The 24,992-nt window shown below is 54.2% G+C and carries 22 protein-coding genes, 1 tRNA gene and 2 pseudogenes; 8 read left to right on the forward strand and 17 right to left on the reverse strand.

Annotation, left to right across the window (positions count from 1 at the left end):
- The 4 genes and pseudogenes from BM007_RS14470 to BM007_RS14485 form a co-directional block, all read right to left on the reverse strand.
- A pseudogene (locus tag BM007_RS14470) lies at nucleotides 1–88 on the reverse strand (DinI family protein); the annotation flags it as partial.
- A 212-nt stretch (nucleotides 89–300) separates the two neighbouring features.
- Nucleotides 301–377, reverse strand: a tRNA-Pro gene (locus tag BM007_RS14475).
- A gap of 72 nt (nucleotides 378–449) precedes the next feature.
- On the reverse strand, nucleotides 450–2,210 hold the full coding sequence (yejM, locus tag BM007_RS14480) for an LPS biosynthesis-modulating metalloenzyme YejM (protein ID WP_048991690.1): 1,761 nt from the start codon (nucleotides 2,208–2,210) through the stop codon (nucleotides 450–452).
- A gap of 19 nt (nucleotides 2,211–2,229) precedes the next feature.
- A complete protein-coding gene (locus BM007_RS14485; protein WP_008500958.1) occupies nucleotides 2,230–2,457 on the reverse strand; it encodes a YejL family protein in 228 nt (75 codons plus the stop codon).
- A 134-nt stretch (nucleotides 2,458–2,591) separates the two neighbouring features.
- Between BM007_RS14485 and yejK the strand changes: the two genes are divergently transcribed.
- Entirely contained in the window at nucleotides 2,592–3,599 is a 1,008-nt protein-coding gene (gene yejK, locus BM007_RS14490; protein ID WP_008500957.1) for a nucleoid-associated protein YejK, read from the forward strand.
- Nucleotides 3,600–3,649: 50 nt separating this feature from the next.
- Here the strand turns inward: yejK and rplY are convergent, their stop codons facing one another.
- Both rplY and BM007_RS14500 read right to left on the reverse strand, forming a co-directional pair.
- On the reverse strand, nucleotides 3,650–3,934 hold the full coding sequence (rplY, locus tag BM007_RS14495; protein ID WP_008500956.1) for a 50S ribosomal protein L25: 285 nt from the start codon (nucleotides 3,932–3,934) through the stop codon (nucleotides 3,650–3,652).
- A gap of 125 nt (nucleotides 3,935–4,059) precedes the next feature.
- Nucleotides 4,060–5,820 carry a DNA repair helicase RadD gene (locus tag BM007_RS14500; protein ID WP_090419448.1) on the reverse strand — a complete coding sequence of 587 codons (1,761 nt, stop codon included), beginning with the start codon at nucleotides 5,818–5,820 and terminating at the stop codon, nucleotides 4,060–4,062.
- A gap of 152 nt (nucleotides 5,821–5,972) precedes the next feature.
- Between BM007_RS14500 and rsuA the strand changes: the two genes are divergently transcribed.
- From rsuA to BM007_RS14515, 3 genes are all read left to right on the forward strand, one after another.
- The gene (rsuA, locus tag BM007_RS14505) at nucleotides 5,973–6,680 is read left to right on the forward strand and encodes a 16S rRNA pseudouridine(516) synthase RsuA (RefSeq protein ID WP_021241522.1); all 708 of its coding nucleotides are present in this window, start codon (nucleotides 5,973–5,975) and stop codon (nucleotides 6,678–6,680) included.
- 15 nt (nucleotides 6,681–6,695) lie between these two features.
- A complete protein-coding gene (locus BM007_RS14510; protein ID WP_045402783.1) occupies nucleotides 6,696–7,892 on the forward strand; it encodes a Bcr/CflA family multidrug efflux MFS transporter in 1,197 nt (398 codons plus the stop codon).
- 279 nt (nucleotides 7,893–8,171) lie between these two features.
- Nucleotides 8,172–8,516, forward strand: a complete 345-nt coding sequence (locus tag BM007_RS14515; RefSeq protein ID WP_008500952.1) for a YejG family protein — start codon at nucleotides 8,172–8,174, stop codon at nucleotides 8,514–8,516.
- A 3-nt stretch (nucleotides 8,517–8,519) separates the two neighbouring features.
- On the opposite strand, the gene yejF is transcribed toward BM007_RS14515, so the two are convergent.
- The 9 genes from yejF to BM007_RS14560 form a co-directional block, all read right to left on the reverse strand.
- The gene (gene yejF / locus BM007_RS14520; RefSeq protein WP_048991694.1) at nucleotides 8,520–10,109 is read right to left on the reverse strand and encodes a microcin C ABC transporter ATP-binding protein YejF; all 1,590 of its coding nucleotides are present in this window, start codon (nucleotides 10,107–10,109) and stop codon (nucleotides 8,520–8,522) included.
- A 1-nt stretch (nucleotide 10,110) separates the two neighbouring features.
- Nucleotides 10,111–11,136, reverse strand: coding sequence for an ABC transporter permease (locus BM007_RS14525; RefSeq protein ID WP_024908183.1), 1,026 nt, complete (start codon nucleotides 11,134–11,136; stop codon nucleotides 10,111–10,113).
- On the reverse strand, nucleotides 11,136–12,230 hold the full coding sequence (locus BM007_RS14530; RefSeq protein ID WP_048991696.1) for a microcin C ABC transporter permease YejB: 1,095 nt from the start codon (nucleotides 12,228–12,230) through the stop codon (nucleotides 11,136–11,138). The genes BM007_RS14525 and BM007_RS14530 overlap by 1 nt, the downstream gene beginning before the upstream one ends.
- Before the next feature lie 9 nt (nucleotides 12,231–12,239).
- Nucleotides 12,240–14,045, reverse strand: coding sequence for an extracellular solute-binding protein (locus tag BM007_RS14535; protein ID WP_024908181.1), 1,806 nt, complete (start codon nucleotides 14,043–14,045; stop codon nucleotides 12,240–12,242).
- A gap of 74 nt (nucleotides 14,046–14,119) precedes the next feature.
- Complete coding sequence (locus BM007_RS14540) at nucleotides 14,120–15,676, reverse strand: cyclic di-GMP phosphodiesterase (RefSeq protein WP_024908180.1); 1,557 nt, start codon at nucleotides 15,674–15,676, stop codon at nucleotides 14,120–14,122.
- A gap of 127 nt (nucleotides 15,677–15,803) precedes the next feature.
- Nucleotides 15,804–16,373 (reverse strand): bifunctional murein DD-endopeptidase/murein LD-carboxypeptidase, encoded by a 570-nt coding sequence (mepS, locus tag BM007_RS14545; protein WP_008500946.1) that lies wholly within the window; start codon nucleotides 16,371–16,373, stop codon nucleotides 15,804–15,806.
- A 427-nt stretch (nucleotides 16,374–16,800) separates the two neighbouring features.
- Nucleotides 16,801–17,502: a phosphatase PAP2 family protein gene (locus tag BM007_RS14550; protein ID WP_061714747.1), complete on the reverse strand. Its 702-nt coding sequence runs from the start codon at nucleotides 17,500–17,502 to the stop codon at nucleotides 16,801–16,803.
- 33 nt (nucleotides 17,503–17,535) lie between these two features.
- A complete protein-coding gene (locus tag BM007_RS14555; protein WP_090419451.1) occupies nucleotides 17,536–18,522 on the reverse strand; it encodes a CobW family GTP-binding protein in 987 nt (328 codons plus the stop codon).
- Nucleotides 18,523–18,644: 122 nt separating this feature from the next.
- Nucleotides 18,645–20,111 carry a mannitol dehydrogenase family protein gene (locus BM007_RS14560; RefSeq protein ID WP_090419453.1) on the reverse strand — a complete coding sequence of 489 codons (1,467 nt, stop codon included), beginning with the start codon at nucleotides 20,109–20,111 and terminating at the stop codon, nucleotides 18,645–18,647.
- Between the two features lie 205 nt (nucleotides 20,112–20,316).
- On the opposite strand from BM007_RS14560, the gene uxuA reads away from it, so the two are divergent.
- Nucleotides 20,317–21,507, forward strand: a complete 1,191-nt coding sequence (gene uxuA / locus BM007_RS14565; protein ID WP_090419456.1) for a mannonate dehydratase — start codon at nucleotides 20,317–20,319, stop codon at nucleotides 21,505–21,507.
- 95 nt (nucleotides 21,508–21,602) lie between these two features.
- Here uxuA and yeiP read toward each other — a convergent pair whose 3' ends face one another.
- Nucleotides 21,603–22,175: an elongation factor P-like protein YeiP gene (yeiP, locus tag BM007_RS14570; protein WP_008500940.1), complete on the reverse strand. Its 573-nt coding sequence runs from the start codon at nucleotides 22,173–22,175 to the stop codon at nucleotides 21,603–21,605.
- Between the two features lie 163 nt (nucleotides 22,176–22,338).
- Here yeiP and BM007_RS14575 point away from each other — a divergent pair.
- Nucleotides 22,339–22,422, forward strand: a pseudogene (locus BM007_RS14575) (YkgJ family cysteine cluster protein); the annotation flags it as partial.
- Nucleotides 22,423–22,458: 36 nt separating this feature from the next.
- Here BM007_RS14575 and BM007_RS14580 read toward each other — a convergent pair.
- Nucleotides 22,459–23,550, reverse strand: coding sequence for a DUF4236 domain-containing protein (locus tag BM007_RS14580; RefSeq protein WP_048224170.1), 1,092 nt, complete (start codon nucleotides 23,548–23,550; stop codon nucleotides 22,459–22,461).
- A gap of 237 nt (nucleotides 23,551–23,787) precedes the next feature.
- Between BM007_RS14580 and BM007_RS14585 the strand changes: the two genes are divergently transcribed.
- Together BM007_RS14585 and BM007_RS14590 are read left to right on the forward strand one after the other, a co-directional pair.
- Entirely contained in the window at nucleotides 23,788–24,042 is a 255-nt protein-coding gene (locus BM007_RS14585; protein ID WP_071841176.1) for a YkgJ family cysteine cluster protein, read from the forward strand.
- Nucleotides 24,043–24,222: 180 nt separating this feature from the next.
- On the forward strand, nucleotides 24,223–24,912 hold the full coding sequence (locus tag BM007_RS14590) for a YagK/YfjJ domain-containing protein (protein WP_090419459.1): 690 nt from the start codon (nucleotides 24,223–24,225) through the stop codon (nucleotides 24,910–24,912).
- Nucleotides 24,913–24,992 lie beyond the last annotated feature (80 nt).

Genomic DNA, 24,992 nt, shown 5'->3' on the forward strand with positions numbered 1-24,992 from the left:
CTCTCTTCGTCAGCTCAGCCAAAATAATTTCTCTGGCACCATCCAAACCTTGGACATTTCGCTTATCGTAAACCAACTCAACGAACATAACAGTCTCCTAAATTTCTATGAGAGGAGGTTGTATTTTTACTGTAAATATATACAGTGTCAAGGTGAGTGAAACGATTTCCAGGATGTGCTTTTTTCGTCTGTCTGAACATAAATTGCAGGTAGTTATTCCCCAGTTATTCCCCAATGTTTCCCCACAAGAAATTTGCCAATAAAAAACCAGCCATAAGAGGCTGGTTTTCAATGTGTTTTTGGTCGGCACGAGAGGATTTGAACCTCCGACCCCCGACACCCCATGACGGTGCGCTACCAGGCTGCGCTACGTGCCGACGCATGAAAAGAATACTACTCGATTCCGTTTTGAATGCAAGGGAATCCGTCGCTAACTGGTTTATTATTAATCAGTTAGCGATGAAGCGCTTCTCATCCGTCAGAACCTGCAGCAGCAGGCTCAGCTGCGGCTTCTGGTCTTTCAGTCGTTCACCCTGCAGGTTATACGTCTGATAATTCCCGTTGTTGTTCAGCACCAGCGTCAGCTTCGGCGTAGTCACCACCAGCGTATTATTACCCGCAGCCGTGACCCAGTTATGGCGGCGCGCGGCGCTGAAGAGATCCTGGCCCTGCGAATACTCGTTTGCTGGCGTGCTGACGTGCAGCAGGCGTTGCATCAGGGTGGTCATCACATCTTTATGCTCGGTAAGCATATTGATGCGCTGCGCCGGGGTGCCCGGCCAGTGGATCACCAGCGGAACCTGCAGGTTCGGGCGTGACCAGCTCATACTCTTCGTCTCGTCACCTAACGGGACGCCATGGCCTGCGGTCACGATCACCACAGTGTTATCAAGCTTGCCGGACTCACGTAGCGCGTCAAGCACGCGACCAATCTGCGCATCAACATCACCCGCCGCGCGGCCGTAGCGGCGCGCAAAATCACTCTTATTGCTGTTTGCAAGCGTTGTGCCGTTAAAGGCAACCCATGAGAACCAGCGGTTATCTTCCTGGGCGTAGCGCTGCAGCCAGTTTATCCATTGGCTGGCGGTCTGCGCATCAGACTGATTTTGTGCCGTCGGCAGTGAGAAATCAGACAGCAGCGCCTGGCGGTAGAGCGGGCTGTTAAAGCCATCGGATGAGAACAACCCTAACTGATAGCCCTGCTGATTCAGCCCGGTGATCAGCGCCGCAGGTGTGCGGGTAGACAGTACGCCGTCCATATAGCCGGCTGAAATGCCATAGAAGAGGCCAAAGATGCCCGCGTCGGTTGTGTTACCGGAGCTCATATGTTGAGTAAACGAGACGTTTTGACTCGCGAAATTGGCCAGCGCAGGCATCTGCTTCTCGTAACGGGAATAGTTCAGTCCATCGACGGTGATCAGCAGGACGTTTTGGCCTCGTCCCATATCGCGGTAGTTCAGGTCGCTCAGAGGATACTGCACGCTGACGGCTTCCGGGTTACCCTGCTCGATAAGACGGCGCTGATATTCCTGCGCATCAAGCAGGCCGTGTTTTTCGAGGAAGCGACGGGCCGTCATCGGATATGAGAGCGGCAGGTTCGCGCGCTGCATGGTAATAGGACGATAGAAGTTCGCATCCGCCCAGATATACATGATGTGCGAACTGATAAAGGAGACGAAGAAGAGCGCGGCGACGGGCTTCGCGTAGTGGCGTCGCCGGGTCAGGCTACGCAGTTTTTGCCAGCTCCAGGTGGCAAACAGCATCTCAATCAACAGGATCACCGGGACGCTGATAAACATCAGCTGCCAGTCACGGGCCGTTTCGTTCTGGTCGGGGTTAATCACCAGTTCCCAGACGATGGGGTTGAGATGCAGGTGGAAGCGGGTGAACACTTCACTGTCGATAAGCAGCAGCGTCATCCCCACCGTCGCAAGGATGGCGGACAAGAATCGCATCAGACGCTGCGACATGACGATAAACGTCAAGGGGAACAGGATCAGCAGATAGGTGGCGAAAACCAAAAAGCTAAAGTGACCGACAACGCTTATCCAGGAGTAGATACGCCCGGTGAGCGTTGTTGGCCAGTCTGCGACAAACAGATAACGACAGCCAATGACCGTCGCCAGCAGAATGTTGAACAGGGCAAACCAGTGCCCCCAGCTGACCATCTGGGAGACTTTTTCACGGTAGCGCTGACGATTCGTCACCATAAACTGTTGTTCGTATCCCTTAATGGGCCGGGTCGTTGCTGACGGACGACTGTAAAGCCTGGGCGAACGATTTTGCGATCGCCTGACGCTGAGCCGGAGCAACGCTGGTGTTAATCAGGTTGGTGACCATATTTCCCAAAACCATCAGGGAGAGATCGGTCGGCGTTTTATGTTTTTCCAGTACGTTGACCAGCTCACTGAGCAGTTGTTCAACGTGTTCATCACTGTAGCGGGAATGTTGTGGCATAAATCAAAATCAGTTTGTTGATGAAAGGGCAACATATTACCGTAGCAACAGCTTTTTTTCCCCTTTTTTATCTGTTGTTGCACACATGTCCTGGTGGTGGTTGAATACCGCCCGGTCTAAAAGGAGAGTTTATCATGAGTCTGGAAATCAACCAGATTGCCTTGCACCAGCTTATCAAGCGTGATGAGCAAACCCTTGAAGTGGTGCTGCGCGATTCGTTACTGGAACCCACGGCGACCGTTGTGGAGATGATGGCAGAGCTGCATCGCGTCTACAGCGCCAAAAATAAAGCCTATGGCCTGTTCAGCGAAGAGAGTGAGCTGGCCGATAGCCTGCGCCTGCAGCGTCAGGGTGAAGAGGATTTTCTGGCGTTTAGCCGTGCGGCAACCGGGCGTCTGCGCGACGAGCTGGCGAAATATCCGTTCGCCGATGGTGGGATCGTGCTGTTCTGCCACTACCGCTACCTGGCGGTCGAGTATTTGCTGGTTACCGTACTGAATAACTTAAGCAGCATGCGCGTGAATGAGCAGCTGGACATCAGCTCGACGCATTATCTGGATATCAACCATGCGGATATCGTGGCGCGTATTGATTTGACCGAGTGGGAAACCAACCCGGAATCGACCCGCTACCTGACATTCCTGAAGGGGCGCGTGGGCCGCAAAGTGGCGGATTTCTTTATGGACTTCCTCGGTGCCAGTGAAGGGCTTAACGCCAAAGCGCAGAACAAAGGGCTGCTCCAGGCGGTTGACGATTTCACAGCAGAAGCGCAGCTCGATAAATCCGAGCGCCAGACGGTGCGCCAGCAGGTTTACAGCTACTGCAACGAACAGCTGCAGGCAGGGGAAGAGATTGAGCTGGAGTCGCTGTCAAAAGAGCTGGCAGGCGTCAGCGAAGTCAGCTTCCAGGAATTTACCGCAGAAAAGGGCTATGAGCTTGAAGAGAGCTTCCCGGCGGATCGCAGCACGCTGCGCCAGTTAACCAAGTTTGCCGGCAGCGGCGGCGGGTTAACCATCAACTTTGATGCGATGCTGCTGGGGGAACGTATCTTCTGGGATCCGGCCACCGATACGCTGACCATTAAGGGTACGCCGCCGAATCTGCGCGATCAGCTTCAGCGCCGCACCTCGGGCGGTAAATAGCAGGCACAAAAAACCCCGCAGAAGCGGGGTTTTTTTCGACAGGTTTGCGATTACGCGCGAACGAAGTCGATGTGAGTCAGTTTTGGCTTGAACGCGTGACGCTGAACAGCCTGAACTTTCACTTTTTCTTCTTTACCGCCAACAACGATGGTCAGAACTTCGCTGTAGAATTCAGCTTTGGTCTGCAGGTTCCACAGTTTGTCGTGATCCAGTTCGATTGCAACTGGAGCAGCTTCGCCACCGTAAACGATAGCCGGGAACTTGTTAGCGGTACGCAGGCGGCGGCTCGCACCCTTACCCTGCACGTTACGTACTTCTGCTTCGATAGTAAACATTGATTTCTCTCTGTATTTAAAACCCTACTACAGGCGACCCAGCAGCAGGTGAGTGTTCTGCCTCACGGATGTGAAGCGGGCGGCATTTTATACTCAAATGCCCCTCACATCAATGAAAAGTCCCGCTAACCGCGCAATTCATTGGCGCGACGGAAGCGACCTTCGTAGTCAAAGAGTTTCTCGCGCACCTGCCAGAACTGGCCTTTCTTACGGGCGACCACAAAATCCGGATGGCGCAACAGCACCTGCTGGCGCACGATATCGGCCACGGTGATCCAGCGCAGGGGCACGCCCGGGGTGCGGGTGTGCGGGCGGATAAACAGCTGTTCGAAGGCCGTTCGCTGAGCAGGCGTCTGGACCCGGAAGCGCTCGCTGACGTCCGCCCCGTCTTCGTCGTAATAGGTGATTTTCAACCATTCGCCTTTTTCATCGGCGCCGGGCTGCAATGCCATGCCGGAACAGCGCAGTACCAGCGCATCTTTCAGCTTTAATGCTGCTTTCAGCATGTCGTCCGGGTCAACCAGCACCGTGTCACATTCCCGACAGCGGCGAGCGGCAATGTCGTTTTCGGCGTTGCACTGCGGGCAGTTTTTAAAGCGGAAACGAAAATCGCACTGCTCGCGATGCCCGTCATCATCTTCAAACCAGCCCTGACAGCGGCGGCCAAAATGTTCGATCAGCGTGCCGTCGGCGGTGGTTTTGCCCCAGAAAGTGTTGGCAAACCCACAGGCAGGGCAAAAGACCTGCACGGGCACGTTGTCGCTTTTCCCTTTTGGCGCGCCGACTTCAGGCGTATAGAGATCGTGCGGGTTACCTGCATAATCCAGAATCAGGCAGTCGGTTTTCCCGGGGGCCAGGCGCAGGCCGCGGCCAACAATTTGCTGATACAGACTCACCGATTCGGTCGGGCGCAAAATGGCGATCAGGTCGACGTGCGGTGCGTCAAAGCCGGTGGTCAATACCGACACGTTAACCAGATAGCGGAACCGCTGGGCTTTAAACGCGTCGATCAGGCTGTCGCGCTCCGGGCCGGGCGTCTCGCCGGTGATGAGCGCCGCGTCGCCGGAAGGCAGTAACCCGGTGATTTCCCGCGCGTGCTCAACGGTGGCGGCAAAGATCATCACCCCTTTGCGCGTCTGCGCAAACTCCTCTATCTGGCTGATGATGTGCGGCGTAATGCGCTTTTGCTTTTTCAGCTCCTGGTTAATATCCGCTTCGCTGAATAACCCGTTGCTTTGCGCCTGCAGGCGGCTGAAGTCGTACTGCACCACCGGCATATCCAGCCGTTCAGGCGGCGTCAGGTAGCCATGTTTAATCATGTAGCGCAGCGGAAGCTCGTAAATGCAGTCGCTAAACAGGGCCTTGTCATCGCCGCGCACCATGCCGTGATAATGGTAGCGATAGATCCAGCCTTTCCCCAGGCGAAACGGGGTCGCCGTCAGGCCCAGCAGGCGCAGGTGAGGGTTCACCGCTTTCAGGTGTGACAGGATTTGCTGATACTGGCTGTCGTCGTCATCGCTGATGCGGTGACATTCGTCGACAATCAGCAGCGAAAATTCGCTGCGAAACAGATCCAGATTGCGGGCCACCGACTGCACGCTGCCAAACACCACTTTGCCGTGGCTCTCTTTACGCTTTAGCCCGGCGGCGAAAATGTCGGCTTCCAGCCCAAGTGCACAATACTTGGCATGGTTTTGCGCGACGAGCTCTTTAACGTGCGCCAGTACCAGCACGCGACCGCGGGCCAGACGCGCCAGCTCGGCAATGACCAGGCTTTTGCCTGCGCCGGTCGGGAGCACAATCGCCGCCGGCTCGCGATGTTTACGGAACCAGGCGAGGGTGGCGTCAACGGCTTCCTGCTGATAGGGACGAAGTGTAAAAGTCATGGGGTCTCGGTTTCGTTATTCCGCACATAGTATGCCACGAAACTTTTTCCCTTGAGTGGCGCAACCAGACCATTATACTGAACCGTTCCAGACTGCTTCTTTTTTCGGACCTGTTGTCCGACTTCCTGCACCATTAAGGCTAAAAAGATTTCATGCGACTTGATAAGTTTATCGCTCAGCAACTCGGCGTAAGCCGCGCTATTGCCGGGCGCGAAATTCGCGCCAGCCGCGTTACCGTGGATGGCGACATTGTGAGAGACAGCGCGTTCAAACTGCAACCTGACCATCAGGTGGAGTATGACGGCAATCCGCTGACCCAGCAGCACGGTCCGCGCTACTTCATGCTCAACAAGCCGGAAGGCTACGTCTGCTCAACGGACGATCCGGATCACCCGACGGTGCTCTATTTCCTCGACGAACCGGTGGCGCACAAGCTGCATGCCGCAGGCCGCCTCGACATCGACACCACCGGTCTGGTGCTGATGACCGACGACGGGCAGTGGTCGCACCGCATCACCTCTCCACGACACCACTGCGAGAAAACCTACCTCGTGACGCTGGAGTCGCCGGTGTCGGATGACACGGCAGAGCACTTCGCGAAAGGCGTTCAGCTGCATAATGAAAAAGATCTGACCAAACCGGCGGTGCTCGAAGTCATCACCCCGACCGAGGTCCGCCTGACCATCAGCGAGGGGCGCTACCATCAGGTGAAACGTATGTTTGCCGCGGTGGGGAACCACGTTGTTGGCCTGCATCGCGAACGGATTGGTGCGATTGAACTCGATCCCGACCTGGCACCTGGCGAATATCGCCCGTTAACGGAAGAAGAGATCGCCAGCGTCGGTCTGCCTTCGCACTAATTTCAGGAGAACTCTGTGACCACCAGGCCACACTCGTCGTTCAAAATCGTCTTCATTCTTGGCCTGCTGGCCATGCTGATGCCGCTGTCTATTGATATGTACCTGCCCGCGCTGCCGGTGATTTCCGCGCAGTTTGGCGTTCCGGCGGGCAGCGCGCAGATGACGCTCAGCACCTATATTCTTGGCTTTGCCCTCGGCCAACTGTTTTATGGCCCGATGGCGGACAGCCTTGGACGCAAGCCGGTCATTCTGGGCGGGACGCTGGTCTTTGCGGCCGCTGCGGTTGCCTGTGCGCTGGCGCAGACCATCGATCATCTGATTGTCATGCGCTTCTTCCACGGTCTGGCGGCGGCAGCGGCAAGCGTGGTGATTAACGCCCTGATGCGCGATATCTACCCGAAGGAAGAGTTCTCCCGCATGATGTCGTTCGTGATGCTGGTGACGACGATTGCGCCGCTGGTGGCACCCATGGCCGGTGGTGCGGTGCTGGTGTGGTTTAGCTGGCATGTGATTTTCTGGATCCTGGCCCTGGCCGCGCTGCTGGCCTCCGCGATGATTTTCTTCTTTATTGATGAAACGCTTCCCGTCGAGCGCCGGCAGAAATTCCACATCCGAACCACCATCGGCAACTTTGCCTCGCTGTTTCGCCACAAGCGCGTGCTCAGCTATATGCTGGCAAGCGGGTTCAGCTTCGCCGGAATGTTCTCCTTCCTGAGCGCCGGGCCGTTTGTCTACATCGAGCTGAACCACGTTTCGCCGCAGCACTTCGGCTATTACTTTGCGCTTAACATCGTCTTCCTGTTCATCATGACCATCATCAACAGCCGCTTTGTCCGGCGGGTGGGGGCGCTGAACATGTTCCGCGCCGGGCTGTGGATCCAGTTTGTGATGGCGATCTGGCTGGTGGTGAGCGCGTTTCTGGGCGTGGGCTTCTGGGCGCTGGTGGTCGGCGTGGCGGCCTTTGTCGGCTGCGTGTCGATGGTGTCATCCAATGCGATGGCGGTGATCCTGGATGAGTTCCCGCACATGGCGGGGACCGCATCATCTCTGGCAGGGACGTTCCGCTTCGGCATCGGTGCTATCGTTGGCGCGTTGCTTTCGATGGCCACCTTTACGACGGCATGGCCCATGCTGTGGGCGATGGCTTTTTGCGCAACCAGCTCGATACTCTTCTATCTTTACGCCAGTCGACCGCGAAAAGCGGCCCACTAAAACACAGAGAAGGCCCGGCAGGGCCTTTTTTGTTGATGCATATCAACCAAACCCTCGTTCGTTTATTCCGTGTTTGTTTATTTTATGTAAAATCTATTTGTGTAAAAAGTCACATCATTGTATTCAAAAAGGTTGAGTTAGATCGCAGAAACGGGTACATATAGCGCCGACGCGAGCCTGGAAACGGATAAAAAAGCGCTGAATAGTGCAGGCTGGCGATGATGTGTTACTATAAATGTAAATAAATTGTGAAGTAAATTTTGCTTCCGGGGAACGAACGTGAATACATTACAACTCTCCATTGTCCATCGCTTGCCCCAGAGCTATCGCTGGTCGGCGGGTTTTGCAGGTTCGAAAGTTGAACCGATTCCGCAAAACGTCGCGGGCTGTGAAAACTGCCTGGTGGCGCTCAAGCTGTTGAGCCCGAGCGACGAAAATGCATGGCGGGTGATGGAGCGTCTCAGTCAGGCCCTGACGGATATCGAAGTGGACAGCTCCGTCCTGGAGTGTGAAGGTGAGCCATGCCTGTTTGTGAAAAGCCAGGACGAGTTTGCCGCCACCTGCCGTCTGAAGAATTTTGGCGTTGCCATTGCTGAACCTTTCTCCGGCCAGTACCCGTTCTGACCGCTAGTCTGCCGACAACAGCTGGCGCGTGTAGCGCTGCGTTGGCGCGCTAAATACGCGCTGGCACTCACCCTGCTCGACCACTTCTCCCTGTCGCAACACTATCACCTGATGACATAGCGCCCGCACCACCTGTAGATCGTGGCTGATAAAGATATAGGCCAGCCGGTGCTTTTCCTGAAGCCCTTTCAGCAGGGCCAGGATCTGCGCCTGAACGGTTCTGTCCAGCGACGACGTCGGTTCATCCAGAATAATCAGCTCCGGTTTCAGGATCAGCGCGCGGGCAATGGCGATACGCTGGCGCTGCCCACCGGAAAATTCCGCAGGGTAGCGGTGGCGCGTCTCGGGATCTAGACCCACTTCGGCCATGACCCGAATAACCTCCTGCTCGCGCTGCTGCGCGCTCAGGCCGGGCTGATGCACGCGCAGACCCTCTTCGATAATCTGTAACACGCTGAGCCGCGGGTTAAGCGAGGAGTTAGGATCCTGAAACACCACCTGCATGCGGGGCCGCACGGGCAGCATCTGACGGCGGTTCCAGCGGTGCAGCGGCATATCGTCAAAGAGGATCTCGCCCTGGGAGGCGATCAGGCGCAGCAGCGCCAGACCGGTGGTGCTTTTACCCGAGCCGGATTCGCCCACCAGCCCCAGGGACTCTCCCGGGCGCAGCGAGAAGCGGATGTTTTTCAGCACCGGGTTCCGATCGACAATGCGCCGCAGAATACCTTTGCGGATCGGGAACGAGACGGACAGATCCTCAACGCGCAGCAGCGGTGTGCTGTCAGCCGTGAGAGGAACCGGGTCGCCGGAGGGTTCGCTGTCGAGCAACCGCTGCGTATAGGGGTGCTGCGGCGCGCTCAGCAGCGTTGACGCGGTATTCTGTTCAACACAGCGTCCGTTTTGCATCACCGCGACGCTGTCGGCCAGCTTTCTCACAATGCTCAGGTTATGCGTGATAAACAGCAGGCTCATGTTCAGCTCGTCACGCAGTTCCCGCAGCAGCGTCAGTATTTGCGCCTGTACCGTTACGTCCAGCGCCGTTGTGGGCTCATCGGCAATCAACAGTTCGGGGCGCGTGAGCAGGGCCATGGCGATCATCACGCGCTGGCGTTCGCCGCCGGAGAGCTGGTGCGGAAAATCATTCAGCCGTTTGGCCGCGTTGCGTATGCCTGTTCGCTCCAGACAGTCCAGAATTTCTCCCCGTGCGGCCTCTTTGCGCATCCCCCGGTGCAGGGAGAGCACTTCATAGAGCTGTTTCTCCAGGCTGTGCAGCGGGTTGAGGGAAACCATCGGCTCCTGGAAGATCATGGCGATTTTGTTGCCGCGAATGCCGCGCAGGGTCTGTTCGTCGGCGTGCAGCAGCGAGCTGCCGTGAAAGAGAATATCCCCTTGCGGATAGCTCACCGGCGGAGAGGGCAGCAGCCGCAGGATGGAGAGCGCCGAAACGCTCTTGCCTGAACCCGATTCACCCACCAGGGCCAGCGTTTCACCGCGCTGGATCTGCAGCGACAGGTCGGTGACCACGGTGCGCGTCTCGCCCTGCGTTGAAAAAGCAATCGACAGGTTATCAATACTGAGAAGAGGCTGGGGCATTTTATACCGCCTTGTTCGGATCGAAGGCATCGCGCACGGCTTCGCCAATAAAAATCAGCAGCGACAGCAGAACGGCCACGGAAAGAAAGGCGGCGATGCCTAACCACGGTGCCTGCAGGTTGTTTTTACCCTGCAGCAGCAGTTCGCCGAGCGACGGGGAACCCAGCGGTAGCCCGAAACCAAGAAAATCCAGCGAAGTGAGGGTGGTGATGGAGCTGCACAGAATAAACGGCAGGAAGGTGAGAGTTGCTACCACCGCGTTGGGCAGCATATGGCGGAAGATGATCCCGCGGTCACTCACGCCAAGCGCCTGCGCGGCGCGAATATAGTCGAAATTTCGGGTGCGCAGAAACTCCGCCCGCACCACGCCCACCAGCGCCATCCAGCCGAACAGGACGGTGATGCCTAATAGCCACCAGAAGTTGGGCTGTACGACGCTGGAAAGCAGGATGATCAGAAACAGCGTCGGCATGCCTGACCAGACTTCAATAATCCGCTGGCCCCACAGGTCAATTTTCCCGCCGTAGTAGCCCTGAACGGCGCCCGCCACGACGCCCATGACGCTTGAGAAGATCGTCAGCATCAGCCCAAAGAGAAGCGAGATTCGCGTGCCGTACAGGATGCGGGCCAGCACGTCGCCGCCGTTCGCATCGGTTCCCAGCCAGTTTTGCGCGGAGGGCGGGGAAGGGAAAGGGGTCGTGGTGGCGAAGTTAATGCTGTTTGCGCCAAAGCGCACCGGTGCCCAGAGCGCCCAGCCGTGCCTGTCGATTTGATCGCGAAGCCACGGATCCTGATATTCAGCCGGGGTCGCAAACGGGCCGCCAAAGTCGCTTTCGGTGTAACTGGCGATAACCGGCACGTACCAGCGGTCGTTAAAATGCACCAGCAGCGGTTTGTCGTTGGCGATCAGCTCCGAACACATGCTTAAGGCAAACAGCACGGCAAAAATCCACAGCGACCAGTAGCCGCGGCGGTTGTGGCGAAAACGGGCCCAGCGGGCCTGATTGACGGGGCTTAAACGCGGCATCAGCGGCCCTCAAAATCGATTCGGGGATCGACCAGTGTATAGCTGATATCACTGATGATATTCAGCAGCAGGCCAATCAGGGTGAAAATATAGAGTGTGCCAAACATCACCGGATAATCGCGCGACACGGTAGCCTCATAGCCCAGCAGCCCCAGGCCGTTGAGCGAGAACATCACCTCTATCAGCAGCGAGCCGGTAAAAAACATGCCGATGAACGTGGCCGGAAATCCGGCGATCACCAGCAGCATGGCGTTGCGAAACACGTGTTTCCACATGATCTGCTTCTCGCTCACGCCCTTGGCGCGGGCCGTGACGACGTACTGTTTACGAATTTCATCGAGAAAGGCGTTTTTGGTCAACATGGTCAGGGCCGCAAACCCGCCGATGACCGTTGCCAGCACCGGCAGCGTGATATGCCAGAGATAGTCGGTAATTTTCTGATACCGCGGCAGGGAGCTGAAATCGGCGGAGACGAGCCCTCGCAGCGGGAAGAGGTCGAAATAGCTTCCCCCGGCAAAAAAGACGATCAGCAGGACGGCAAACAGAAACGCCGGGATGGCATAGCCAATAATGATGAACGTGCTGCTCCAGATATCGAACCGGCTGCCGTTGTACACCGCTTTGCGGATCCCGAGCGGAATAGAGACCAGATAGATAATCAGCGTACCCCACAGCCCCAGCGTGATCGAAACCGGCAGGCTTTGCTTGATCAGCGTCAGCACTGACGCACTGCGAAACAGGCTATCGCCAAAATCAAAGCGGATGTAATCCCAGAGCATTTTGAAATAGCGCTCGTGAATCGGTTTGTCAAAGCCGTAGCGGTGGGTGATCTCGGCGATCACTTCCGGATCCAGCCCGCGTCCGCCGCGGTAGTGGCTTTCACTGATATTCCCTACGCCGGTTCGCGCATGGCTGGCGCCCATCCCTTCACCGCCGCCGCCGGGCATGCCGCCGCTGTTGCCAAATTCAATGGCGGCAATGGCCTGATCGACCGGCCCACCGGGGGCGATTTGCACGATAAAAAAGTTAATCGTGATGATGGCCCACAGGGTGGGGATGACCAGCAGCAGACGGCGGAGAAGATAGGCACCCATGATAATTCCTTATCGCCGCTCAGCGGGAAGTCTGGCGGCTTTGTTAACGTCATACCACCAGGTATCAAAGCCCAGGGAGTAGACAGGGCGCACGGCAGGCACGGAGAACTTATCCCAGCGCGCAAGGCGATCTTCGCCCATATACCACATCGGCAGCATGTAGTAGTTCCAGGTTAAGACCCTGTCGAGGGCGCGCCCGAGCGGCAGGAGCTTTTCTTTATCCCCCTGCGCCGCCACGATTTTCGCAATGAGCGCGTCAATCGCCGGGCTTTTTACCCCCGGCGCGTTGTACGAGGAGTCGATGTAGCTGGAGGCCCAGGAGATTTGCAGGTCCGAGCTGGGCCACGGCTGGGCGGGCCACAGGCGCTGCATCATGTCGTAATCACGGCTGCGCATGCGGCTGGTGATCTGCGCGTTATCCACCTGGCGAATGTTCATGGTCACGCCCAGCCGCTCAAGATTGTGCTTAAACGGCAGCACCCACTGATCGTTGCCTCCGGACGAGAGCAGCAGCTCAAAGCTGAGCGGCTTACCCGTTTTGGCATCCACACGCTTTTGATTTTTCAGGTGCCAGCCCGCGTCATCCAGCAGCTTGCTGGCCTTCAGCAGGTTGTCACGGTCGTAGCCGTCACCCTTCGATGCGGGCGGCTGAAACACGGTGGTGAACACCTGTGGCGGAACCTCCGCTTTTAGCGGCGCCAGCAGGACCAGCTCGTCGGCTTTCGGGTAATCGCGCGCGGCGTACTCGGTATTCTGAAAATAGCTGTTGGCGCGACTGTAGGCACCGTAAAACAGCGCTTTGTTCATCCACTCAAAATCAAAGGCCAGAGATATCGCTTCCCGCACCCGGCGGTCATTAAATACCGGACGCTGAATATTAAACGCCAGCCAGCGGGTGTCCTGGGCAGACTCATTTTTGTGCTCGTCTTTGACGATATAGCCTTTTGCGAAATTTTTGCCGATATAGCGGGTCGCCCAGTTTTTGGCGCTGCTCTCGACGCGCAAATCGAAGGCCCCGGCTTTGAACGCTTCAAATGCCACGTTATCGTCGAGGTAGTAATCATAGCGAAGGGTGTCGAAGTTCCAGCGTCCGCGGTTTACCGGCAGATTGGCCGCCCAGTAGTCTTTGACGCGGGAATAGACGACATATTGCCCCATGCGCCAGTCGGTAATGCGGTAAGGGCCACCTGCCAGTGGGGGAGTCGAAAGGGGATCGCTTAGCTTATGATTTTTCCAGAACGATTCAGGCATTACCGGCAGCGAGAACAGGCTCAGCATGTTCTCTTTATTGGGTTCGCTCAGCTCGATGCGCACGGTGAGCGGCGCAATGGCTCTGACGGACGCGCCCTTATATACGATGCGGAACTGGGGCACGCCTTCGGTCATAAATTTATGGAAGGTGAACGCAACGTCGCTGGCTTTAACCGGTGTGCCATCGTGAAAACGTGCCCGCGGGTTCAGCGAGATTTCCGCCCAGGCGAAGTTATCGGCGTAACGCACGTTCTCGGCAATCAGCGGATAGTAGCTGCCGGGTTCATCGTCAGAGGTGACAAAGAGCGTATCGTAAAGCGATTCCGTCCGCGCTGCCGCCACGCCGCGCAGGGCGAAGCGGTTGAAGTTGTCGAAGGTTCCCGTGGCGGAAAGCGTCACCTTACCGCCCTTCGGCGCGGCAGGGTTGACGTAATCGAAGTGCGTAAAATTGACCGCGTATTTCGGCTCGCCAATCACCGCGAAGGCGATATTTTCTTTGATGGCTTGCGCCTGGCTGGACAGGCTGGTGAATGCCAGCATCAGCAACATAAAGCGCATAAGCATCTCGCGGCGGCTCCCTCTTTTACAGACCGGCTCGGTTAAGCTGAATAATAAGTGACGTCGCGGACAATGTGAAATTAATCGCCCTCGGGCGAAATATCAGGCCGCCATTCACGGAACTGCGCCAGCGGCATCGGACGGCTAATCCAGTATCCCTGCAGGAAGTTAACGCCGTGTTCGCGCAGCCAGGCCGCCTGTTCCGGCGTCTCTACCCCTTCGGCGACGGTCGACATATTCAGTCGTCTTGCGAGCGTCAGAACGGCATCCAGCACCGGCGACGTCACGGTCTCAGTACCGATCGCATTCACAAAACCACGGTCGATTTTGAGGTAGTCCATGGTGAAATGCTCAAGATAAATTAGCGCGCTGTGGCCGGTACCAAAATCATCAATGGCGATTTCAAACCCTTCGTTATGCAGCCATTCGAAGAGGCTGTTGGCTTCCCGATGATTCAGCATGTCACGTTCGGTAATTTCCAGCACGATCTGGAAATAATCCGGCGGCAGTAGCGCTTTGAAGGTGCGCATATCGTCCTTGAAGCTTTCCGCATGCAGATGCCCCGGCGCAATGTTAATGCCCACCTTGGCACCCGGGGGTAACAGCGTTTGTAACACGGGTGCATCGTGAATGATAAGGTCAAAGAGATGCAGCGTCAGCGGCACGATCAGCTTCTGCGCTTCGGCAAAATTGATAAACGCGTCAGGCGGAATTTCCCCCATTGTCGGGTGCTTCCAGCGCATCAGCACTTCAAGCCCGGTCATTTTGAGCGATTTGGCATCAACGACGGGCTGATAGACCACGTAAAACTGGCCGCGCTTAATGGCGCTTAAAATCTCTTTACCCGGGTTGAGCCGAATGCTGAGGATGTAGTAGTTAAGCGAACCGGCACAAATGCCGCATACCAGCCCGAAGAATACGGCGTAGAGAATTTCATCGCTGGTCCATGCGTCCGCATACAGGTTGATGGTCAGGGGGACGTCTTTCAGCGTCGCCGTGCGGACCGGGATGTCATGTAATTCGTGCGCATGAACCAGGGTACTGGACTGGGTCGACAATGCGTTATCGCCGATGATGATGGCTATACCCGCGAACTCGTCCTGGCGCTCCGTGTAGAGCAGGTAAGGCGTCAGATTAATATTCACTGAAGTGAACACACCGCCGCCCTTTACTAATGGGTTGCGGTACCAGATCGCAATTGCAGGTTCATCAGGCAGCATGGGGGTACCCGGGAGCAGCGCCATATCGATCGGTTTATCGATATTCAGCTCAGGTATCAGCGTCTCCATCGGGACATTCATCGGGCCTGTGGCGGAAGAGCAGAACGCCATCTTGTCCCTGACCAGCAGGAAGGCGCGAACGTTAATGCTGAAGGCCGCGCGTGAGGTGAGTTCCTGATTGACGTCGTGGCACGTGTTCAGCGTGAGGGGCTGGAGAACATTGACCGCTTTTTTTAAATCGTCGAAATAGCTCCCCATATAGGCGCTTACATCATTCACCAGAGTGTCGAATTTGACTTCCCGCTTGTGGTAACTCCAGGAAAATTGCAGTGAACCCAGGAGCAGGGCGGTGATGAGACCCGTGATAATACTGAGGATCAGTATCTTACGATTACTGGAGAAGTAGCGGGTGAGCATAGACGTCGTGATTCCTGAAATGCCGCTGGATGTATTCAGTGTAATGGGCAAAAAAAAACACTGCCGAAGCAGTGCTTTTTTTCATCATATCGTCAGCCAAGGGATAACCAACGATACAATAGTCATATTAACTGCGGGTCAGTACGCGGCGTGCTTCGTTGTAGCGCTTCTTCCAGTACGGTTCATTCATGCTGGAAATGGTCACACCGCTGCTGGTGGAGGCATGTACGAACTGGTCGTTACCAATATAGATGCCAACATGTCGACCTGTAGAACCGGCACGGAACAGGACTAAATCACCGGTGCGCAGTTTGGTACGTGAAATCGACTTGCCCATCTCCTGCTGTTCATAGGTTGAACGCGGAAGATCTAACCCAAATTGCTCACGGAACGTACGCTGTACAAAACCGGAACAATCAATACCTGTTTTTGTGCTGCCGCCAAGACGATAGCGCACGCCTTTCCAGTCAGCATACTGGTCCATAATGCGGGACTTCACGTCCAGATTACGTACCATATTTTCAAATTCATCCTGAGAGGCTTGCAGTGACGAGGAATCTTCCATTCCCACAACACGCGTCTCAGGATGCATATTCTTTGCGGTGTTCGATGTACTACATGCAGATAACAGTACCGCGACTGCTATCGCCGGGATCCCCCGTAAGATATATCTCAGAAACGGTTGAGATTTGACCATTTTGTTTATTATCCCTTGAAGTCCTTAACGACAAATATCGTTATAAAAATGCCAAACGTGACGAGACTAATTATCTGTTCACATTGAGACAATTCTTTCTGGTCACATTTGTGGCATAGCGCACAAAATTATTCACCATCGAAATAATTATCCCTATGGGGCAAAACGAGTTCGAGATTAACCGATTGCCAGGGGTATTGCGAGTAAAAAAAGCCTTTTTTTTATAAGAAAATGTGATACAGAAAGTAAAAATCCGTAATTGCTTAAAATGCGGTCAGATCCGAGGCTTTATCGCGCAATTGCTTCATTTTTATCATGAATGTGATGACAAGAATATGACACTGGGAAAAGATCGTGGCGGGAAGGCTATCAGGGATCATGTCGATCCCTGATAGCTCACGTTAATTTAGGTTAGTTATTTGTTCAATTATTGTTGCGTTTTACCGGGAAGGTAACGATCGAACAGCGCTATTATCCTGTCGCTCAGTGGGGTCATCAAACACCACGGCAGCGCAATCAGCGCAACGGAGAGCGAACCGACGGCAATATCGGTGAACCAGTGAGCGCCAATCATTACGCGCGGGAAGGCAAAAACCACAAAAATAATCAGGGCTATGGCAAACGCTTTTGTGCCGAAATAGCGAAGCATAATTGCGGAAAAAATAAGCAGCATCATGCCGTGATCGCCGGGGAAACTGTCCTTCGACGCATCTTTTGTTGGAATATGCAGCAGTTCACTCACGCGATAAATATCGGTGAAAAATAGCGTTGGGCTGGAGCGCTTAACCGGAATAATCGCGGTGGCCAGCTGGTTAATGACGACGGCAAATAGCAGCATCACCAGACCGATAATCAGAATACGCCGGCGCCCGGCTTTGTCCTCTTTCAGCCAGAAAGAGAGCATCAGGCAGCCCATCGCCAGCAGCGAGAAGCCGTCGAAGGCGCGGTTGTTGGTAATTGCTACCAGCCACAGGAACGCGTTGCTCTTCACCAGCTCCTGGTTGAAGAAGTGGAAAATGGCAGAATCCAGCGGGAACCAGAAACCATGATCCGCCGGGATATACCAGGAGAAGAAAAGCGCCAGACCGGCGACATTAAGCAGTAATATCAGGGGAAATCGAGTTGTCATAACGTTCTGTATAGTGTGAAAACAGGGGCAACGTTAGCCGCCTGAACTTAAACGAATCCTCAACAGGCTGGACTGGAGGGCATTCCAGTCGGCGTTAACCGCACTAATTAACTCTATACGGCTGTCAGGCGGCGCCACATTTTGCGTTTCAATAAAGAAATCGTCGCCCTGACGGTTGATTCGCACCAGCCCGTCTGGCGTGCGCATGATCCCTTTAACGCGATCGACGGGCGCAAGTCGGGCCCACTCGAGGATCCCAATGGTGTCGAAAACGGTTTCAGCATCAAAAATCCACCCGCAGGCCTGATATCCCTGACCGCTGTTCAGGTTACGGCGCCAGCGCTGGTGTTCTGGCAGGCTAAGGGCAGCTAAACCCTGTTTCACCGGATGGCGATGAGCATGTTCCGCACTGGCCGGAAGCTCAGCCAGGTTCAGACGAGGAAGGTCAAGCAGGGCGCTATCAATATTCCCCTGGGTAGTCTGCACCCGTGTGCGATTGCCGCCGAAATGCTGCCACCACGACTCCAGCGCGGCCTGGCTTTCAGCCGTGGCGCGATCGGCTTTATTCGCGACAATAACGTCAGCCGAGGCGAGCTGATCGCGGAAGTTCTCATTGGCCAGCGACTTGTCATCCAGAAGCTGACGCGGATCGAGCAGGCACAGGGTGGCGCGCAGATCGATCCACGGCTCGTAAACCGGGGCTGTCAGTAAATCGAGGATCTGCTTCGGGTGACCCAGCCCGGTGGGTTCAATCAGCAGGCGGTCAGGTTTGCCCTGACGCAGCAGGGTATTGAGCCCGACCTGCATCGGCAGGCCATTGACGCAGCACATGCACCCGCCGGGGATCTCTTTAATCATTGCGCCGCTGGATGACAGCAACGCGCCGTCAATGCCCACCTCGCCAAATTCATTGACCAGCACGGCCCATTTCTCGGCTGGATCTTTATTTGCCAGCAGGTGGAGAATTGAGGTGGTTTTACCGCTGCCGAGAAAACCGGTAATGAGGTTGGTTTTGGTCACGTGCGCTCCGGATGAGAATGGTGATGCTATAACACTATTCTCTATCCTGGCGAAAAACGTGCCCTGTGAGAAGGGGAAGGGCGAACGGAGGCCTCATCCGTTCGCATTAAGCGCAATAATCGTTAAAGATTTAACGTTTCGATAACAGCCTGACGTGCGCCGTGGCGGGTTATGCGCTCATAGGCCTGGCTGACAGCCTCCACAAAAACGCGATTATGCGCAAGATCGTGACCGAAGACCTCACTCAGCCCCAGCAGCGCGTGGACGCGGTTGGCGTCGCTGCTGGCATTGACGATGGCGCGGATTTTATCGCTAAGGGGATCGCGTACGTCAATCGCGTTTCCGCGTTCGTCGGTACCGCTGACGTAGCGTATCCAGCCGGCCACGCCCAGGGCCAGCAGCGACCACGGCGTATTTCGCTCAAGGTGAACGCGGATCCCGTCCAGCATTCTTTGCGGAAGTTTCTGGCTACCGTCCATCGCGATTTGCCAGGTCCGGTGCTGGAGGGCCGGGTTGGCAAAGCGCTCCAGCAGGCTATCGGCGTAGGCGGTGAGGTCGACATCCTTAATGCGTAATGTTGGGGCCTGCTCGTCCAGCATGAGTCGACGGGCGGCTTCACGGAACGCCGCGTCCTCCATGCATTCATTTATATGGGCGTAGCCGGCGAGGTACCCCAGATACGCCAGGAAAGAGTGGCTGCCGTTGAGCATGCGCAATTTCATCTGCTCCCACGGCAGAACATCCTGCACCATCTGGACACCGGCCACTTCCCACTCGGGACGTCCGGCGACAAAATTATCTTCTACGACCCACTGAATGAACGGCTCGCAGCTTATGGCGCACGGATCTTCCACGCCAAGCGCGTCGGTGATTTCCGCCAGCGAGGCCTCCGTTGCGGCGGGCACAATCCTGTCGACCATCGTCCCCGGGAAACTCACGTGGCTATCAATCCATTCAGATAACCCTGCGGAACGTTTTTGCGCCATGCCCAGCACCGCGTTTTTCACCACGTGCCCGTTGTCAGGGATATTGTCGCAGGACAGCACGGTAAACGCAGACAAGCCGCGCTCGCGGCGGCGGTGGAGGGCTTCGACCAGGATCCCTGGGGCCGAATGTGGCTCGGAGGGGTTTTCAAGGTCGTGGACGATCCGGGGGTTATTCAGATCGAGTTTTCCGGTCGCGGGATCGATGCAATAGCCTTTTTCCGTGATGGTGAGCGAGACAATCGCAACCTGAGGCTCGCAAAATTTCTCAATAATGGCGGGCAGGGAGTCCAGCTTTGCGTTCAGGCATTCATGGACAGCACCGACGATAATCGCCTCATTGCCTTCAGCCCCTTTCTCCAGCACGGTGAACAGATGATCCTGCGCGCGCAGCTGGCTCATCAGCACATCGCCGCTGAAAAGGCTAATCTCACAAATCCCCCAGTCGCCGCCTTTTTCATTCAGCACCCGATTTGTTAACAATGCCTGGTGCGCACGGTGAAACGCGCCAAAGCCAAAGTGGACGATGCGGGAGCGTAATGACTGGCGATCGTAGCGCGGTTGCTGAACCCGGGCAGGAAGGGCGGTGGAGGCAATTGTCTTCATGAGGTACACACCTGATTAACCATTAATTAACAATGCCAGTGTAAAGTTATATGACAGCAAATAAAATTGGTGAGCCGTAAATATCCCCGTTATGTGAGTTTGATCAATCAATGTGTGGCGGTGTATTGACCCTTCACGGCAAACATGTATGGTAGTCGTCATTGCAGTAGCACATATTGGTATAACAACTTAAGAGGGTGAGGCAATGGAACAAACCTGGCGTTGGTACGGGCCGAACGATCCGGTTTCTCTTGATGATGTGCGCCAGGCTGGCGCAACGGGTGTCGTCACGGCGCTGCATCATATTCCAAACGGTCAGGTCTGGCCGGTAGAGGAAATTCAACAGCGTCAGGCGCTGCTGGCGGAGAAGGGGTTAACCTGGTCTGTGGTGGAAAGTATCCCGGTTCATGAAGACATTAAAACCCATTCAGGGGAATGCCAGACCTGGATTGCTAACTATCAGCAGAGCATTCGCAACCTGGCGACCTGCGGCATTGATACGGTCTGCTATAACTTCATGCCTATCCTCGACTGGACGCGAACCGACCTTGAATATCAGATGCCGGACGGCTCGAAAGCGCTGCGTTTCGATCAGATTGCCTTTGCGGCATTCGAGCTGCACATTCTGAAACGCCCTGGCGCCGAAGCGGATTACACCGCGGAAGAGCAGCAGCAGGCGCGCGCGTGGTTTAACGCTGCCAGTGACGCGGACATCGAAAAGCTGACCCGTAATATTATTGCGGGCCTGCCCGGGGCTGAAGAAGGGTATACGCTGGATCAGTTCCGCGCGCGCCTGGCGGAATACGGCGATATTGATAAGCAGCAACTGCGTGAAAACATGGCGTATTTCCTGCGCGCTATCGTGCCGGTTGCGGAAGAGGTAGGGGTTCGCCTGGCCGTGCATCCGGACGATCCACCGCGTCCTATCCTCGGCCTGCCGCGTATCGTGTCTACGATTGAAGATATGCAGTGGCTGAAAGAGACGGTAAACAGCATCTATAACGGCTTTACCATGTGTACCGGCTCCTACGGCGTGCGTGCGGATAACGACCTTGTGCGGATGATTGAAACCTTCGGCGATCGTATCCACTTCACGCATCTGCGCGCGACCTGCCGCGAAGAGAATCCAAAAACCTTCCACGAGGCGGCGCACCTGGGCGGCGATGTGAATATGGTGGCGGTGGTAGACGCCATTCTGGCGGAAGAGGCGCGTCGTAAGCAGGCGGGCGATGTGCGTCCTATCCCGTTCCGTCCGGATCACGGTCACCAGATGCTGGACGATCTGCGTAAGAAAACCAACCCGGGCTATTCGGCGATTGGCCGTCTTAAAGGCATGGCGGAAGTGCGCGGCGTTGAGCTGGCGCTGAAGATGACGAAGTATCCGGAGCTTCTGTAGCCTGAATTGCTACAATAAAAAAACCGGCCTGAGAGCCGGTTTTTGTGTTTTTGTAGGTCGGGTAAGGCGAAGCCGCCACCCGACAAACGCCGCAATCAGTCAGCGCGACCCATATAGCGTTTTTCTTCGATATGGATGCGGATTTTCTCGCCAGCGGAGAGGTATTCCGGTACCTGCACAACCAGGCCGGTCGTCAGGGTAGCCGGTTTGTTGCGGGCACTGGCGGACGCGCCTTTGATGCCAGGCGCCGTTTCAACGATTTCCAGATCGACGGTCTGAGGCAGTTCCAGCGCCAGCAGCACGCCGTCCCAGGTCAGAACCTGCATGTCAGGCATGCCGCCTTCAGGGATAAACAGCAGCTCTTCTTCAATCTGATCTTTGGTGAAGATGTACGGGGTGTAATCTTCTTTATCCATGAACACGTATTCGTTGCCGTCGATGTAGGAGAAATCAACATAGCGACGGGTCAGGGTCACGGTATCGACGATATCGTCACCTTTAAAGCGCTCTTCCACTTTCAGGCCGGTACGCACATCGGCGAAACGCATTTTGTACAGCGTTGCTGCACCACGGGCGCTCGGGGCCTGAATGTCGATATCTTTCACAATCAGCAGTTTGCCGTTGTAATTCAGCACCATACCTTTCTTAATTTCGTTCGCTCTTGGCATTGCAGTAATCCTGTTTACGGGAGGTAAAAAATATCGCGCCAAATTACTCGCGCGCGGCCTTTCAGGCAAGAGGAATTCGTGGCTTTTGCTATCAATACGCAAAAGGTGTTACTGTGCGCGCGATGCCCGACTCGCGGGCGATCGTCAGCGAAAGAGAGCATTTATGGATTGCCGTCCCGATTGTGGCGCGTGCTGTACTGCACCGTCCATTTCAAGCCCCATTCCAGGAATGCCCGAGGGCAAGCCTAACAGTCAATTATTCTCAGTATAAAAAATGACATAGCTAAGCAGAAATGACTTTTTTGCTAAGTGTTTCAATTGAATGTGAAAAGCTTTCTCCATAGCCAGTTTTAGACAGTTGTAATAACTCATTTAGTCCAGAATGACTTGTAAACGAAAGGTTTTCATAAAGACATATAGGAAGTTCTGAATTGTCTTTAAATCTTCTGTCTGGGCCTCCAGACTTGTTCACATACTTCCATGTCCTGCCAACGACTATGGCATCTCCAGGTACACCTTCGCTCTCAATGAATCGACTATCACCTACATTAACGAATAGCTGGTTATAACCAACAGCGCCTACACCTTCACGGTCATAAACCAGTACTCTATCTGGAAAAAAATGCAATGTTTGGCGACCGACATTGATAGCAATCGTCTCAATATTTGTTTTAACAAAGGGAGGCTTTGATTTGCTGATTGAGGTGACTTTTCTGCGTAGTAAGTTACCAGCTCCGGCATGATACTTGGGGTCATAAACGGCTCCAGAAGCTTCTATATGCCATACTTTTGAGCAGCTTGCGAGCTTGGCTCCACTATCATGAAGTTGCTGGTAACATGCCATCATTTGATCATCAAAGTCATAAAAAAGAACAGTAGTCTTTCTTAGCTGATCGTACATGTAAGCAAAAACAGAGATTGCTACCCCTACGATAAAGCCTATAGCGAGGCACCACTCAGGCCATGTCTGTGAAAAACCGTAAAGTAACAGCGCAATCGAAAGGCACATGACCAAGGGCCATATTTGTGACTTCTTACGTTTGTTGTTCAATTCTTCAAGCAGTTCTCGGGAACTTGAATCAACGATTTCCGAGATATGGGATGACTCGATTTCCTCGAGAGGTGCATGTGTAGTGTCATGTTCTATTGGGGATTCATTAGGTACACGTTGGACCTTTTTACCGTTCTCTGGGATCATGCTTGGTGAAAGCGAAGCACGATAATAGACTCCGCCAGCACCAACATGGATGTAATTTCCTCTTGGACCAGTACCGAATCTCAGCCCTTTTATGCCAATAGATGCGCCGACTCCAGATTTGGATAGGTTGAATCTTATCGGTCCAACGCGAATGCTTTTCCTAACGTAAATGCCCATAGTAACTCCATGTAATAGGTAGCATGAGAATGTGAGTCAACGAAAATCCTAACAAATTCTACATCAGAAAATGATGAGGCTAGATGTCTTAAAGACAGCACTGCGTATTTTTATATTTTTCAATTGGTTAGTAAGCATTTACCATTTTGATTTAGTTGCCTCTAAACAGTGACCTGTCTGTGGAAGTGTCTTTCTGTTATTGTTGACGATTGAGCTAAATTTTGAACAGAAGGCTAAATGGACTGTCGTAGCGATTGTGGGGCTTGTTGTATTGCTCCTTCCATCTCATCTCCAATCCCAGGGATGCCACAGGGAAAGCCAGCAAATGTAAGATGTGTACAGTTATCGGAAGATAATCTATGCAACATCTTTGGGTCAATCCACCGCCCCACGGTGTGTAGCAGTCTGCGCCCTTCACTCGATATGTGCCATAAAAATCGCGAAGAGGCTATGGCTTACTTGATCCATCTTGAAAAACTAACCTCACCATAAAATCGTTGCCATAAATAATTTTGTGGTGTATAGTGAAAGAAATTTACTGTGGAAACTTTTCAGAGTTTCTATTTATCTACTAACACCGCATTTATGCCAGTAGCTGTTGGGCTTGGTCCTCCCCAAGAGTCTCTCCCTCATACTGGTTATTATTAATATCTGCTATGTGGTGTTAGTTGTATGTCCATAGATCTGCCTTCCCCTGCTGTTCAAAAAATAACCAATCATCGTGATGATGGTCGTTACTCACTTATCCATAGCTCTGAATATGTACTTGATGGGCTTGTATACCGTTTGAACTATGATTCGATGAAGAAGGGTTATCATCCGATCAGAAAAGAAATCATTGATGCGTTCATTAAGCAGATCCATGCAATGCAATCGCACTACAGCAAGGTTTTTGCTTTCCGGTTCGATTTGTCAGTACCGGAGGGAATGCCTGTTTCGGAAAGTAATGGATTAGTGAGTGATCTTTTTGAACGATTGAGAGGGCGCTTTAAAAAGAAGGCGTGGAATGGACAACCAATAAAAAAATTTGCTTACGGTTGGGTTCGAGAAAAGGAAAGGGCTATGCAGGTTCATTACCACTGCTGGATAGCATTACCTCATTTCCAAGTTCAAACCGCTGGCTTTGGTAACACAGGCATGATTGGGTTGATAAGTGAGCTTTGGAATGAATTGACAGACGATACCAGCCGTGTGCATTTAGCTGAGAATGGCCGATACTCTATCGTAAGGGGTCATCATGATTCCCTTGCTGATTTTGTTGAGCGTATTTCGTACCTTGCGAAAAACAGCGGTAAATTTTCATCTGGAGAAGGGCACAGGATCTTTTCAACATCCAAGCTCAGAATGAAAGCGGGAAATTAACAAAGACAGTCAAATCTTTCCTGTATCGCTTTAAGAGCCGTTTTTATGGGATGTGAATACATTTTATTGGTTTTCACCTA

This window comes from Enterobacter sp. NFIX59, assembly GCF_900113755.1.
Lineage (GTDB): Bacteria > Pseudomonadota > Gammaproteobacteria > Enterobacterales > Enterobacteriaceae > Enterobacter > Enterobacter pseudoroggenkampii.

Bases quoted from the DNA above. Each gene is read 5' to 3' on its own strand.
- BM007_RS14585 (WP_071841176.1), top strand. From the start codon at position 23,788: ATGGACTGTCGTAGCGATTGTGGGGCTTGTTGTATTGCTCCTTCCATC.
- yejF (WP_048991694.1), bottom strand. From the start codon at position 10,109: ATGCCCCAGCCTCTTCTCAGTATTGATAACCTGTCGATTGCTTTTTCA.
- rplY (WP_008500956.1), bottom strand. From the start codon at position 3,934: ATGTTTACTATCGAAGCAGAAGTACGTAACGTGCAGGGTAAGGGTGCG.
- BM007_RS14530 (WP_048991696.1), bottom strand. From the start codon at position 12,230: ATGGGTGCCTATCTTCTCCGCCGTCTGCTGCTGGTCATCCCCACCCTG.
- BM007_RS14580 (WP_048224170.1), bottom strand. From the start codon at position 23,550: ATGGGCATTTACGTTAGGAAAAGCATTCGCGTTGGACCGATAAGATTC.
- uxuA (WP_090419456.1), top strand. From the start codon at position 20,317: ATGGAACAAACCTGGCGTTGGTACGGGCCGAACGATCCGGTTTCTCTT.
- yejK (WP_008500957.1), top strand. From the start codon at position 2,592: ATGAGTCTGGAAATCAACCAGATTGCCTTGCACCAGCTTATCAAGCGT.
- BM007_RS14485 (WP_008500958.1), bottom strand. From the start codon at position 2,457: ATGCCACAACATTCCCGCTACAGTGATGAACACGTTGAACAACTGCTC.
- BM007_RS14550 (WP_061714747.1), bottom strand. From the start codon at position 17,502: ATGACAACTCGATTTCCCCTGATATTACTGCTTAATGTCGCCGGTCTG.
- BM007_RS14540 (WP_024908180.1), bottom strand. From the start codon at position 15,676: ATGCTCACCCGCTACTTCTCCAGTAATCGTAAGATACTGATCCTCAGT.
- BM007_RS14535 (WP_024908181.1), bottom strand. From the start codon at position 14,045: ATGCTTATGCGCTTTATGTTGCTGATGCTGGCATTCACCAGCCTGTCC.
- BM007_RS14560 (WP_090419453.1), bottom strand. From the start codon at position 20,111: ATGAAGACAATTGCCTCCACCGCCCTTCCTGCCCGGGTTCAGCAACCG.
- rsuA (WP_021241522.1), top strand. From the start codon at position 5,973: ATGCGACTTGATAAGTTTATCGCTCAGCAACTCGGCGTAAGCCGCGCT.
- yeiP (WP_008500940.1), bottom strand. From the start codon at position 22,175: ATGCCAAGAGCGAACGAAATTAAGAAAGGTATGGTGCTGAATTACAAC.
- yejM (WP_048991690.1), bottom strand. From the start codon at position 2,210: ATGGTGACGAATCGTCAGCGCTACCGTGAAAAAGTCTCCCAGATGGTC.
- BM007_RS14525 (WP_024908183.1), bottom strand. From the start codon at position 11,136: ATGCCGCGTTTAAGCCCCGTCAATCAGGCCCGCTGGGCCCGTTTTCGC.
- BM007_RS14500 (WP_090419448.1), bottom strand. From the start codon at position 5,820: ATGACTTTTACACTTCGTCCCTATCAGCAGGAAGCCGTTGACGCCACC.
- BM007_RS14590 (WP_090419459.1), top strand. From the start codon at position 24,223: ATGTCCATAGATCTGCCTTCCCCTGCTGTTCAAAAAATAACCAATCAT.
- mepS (WP_008500946.1), bottom strand. From the start codon at position 16,373: ATGGTCAAATCTCAACCGTTTCTGAGATATATCTTACGGGGGATCCCG.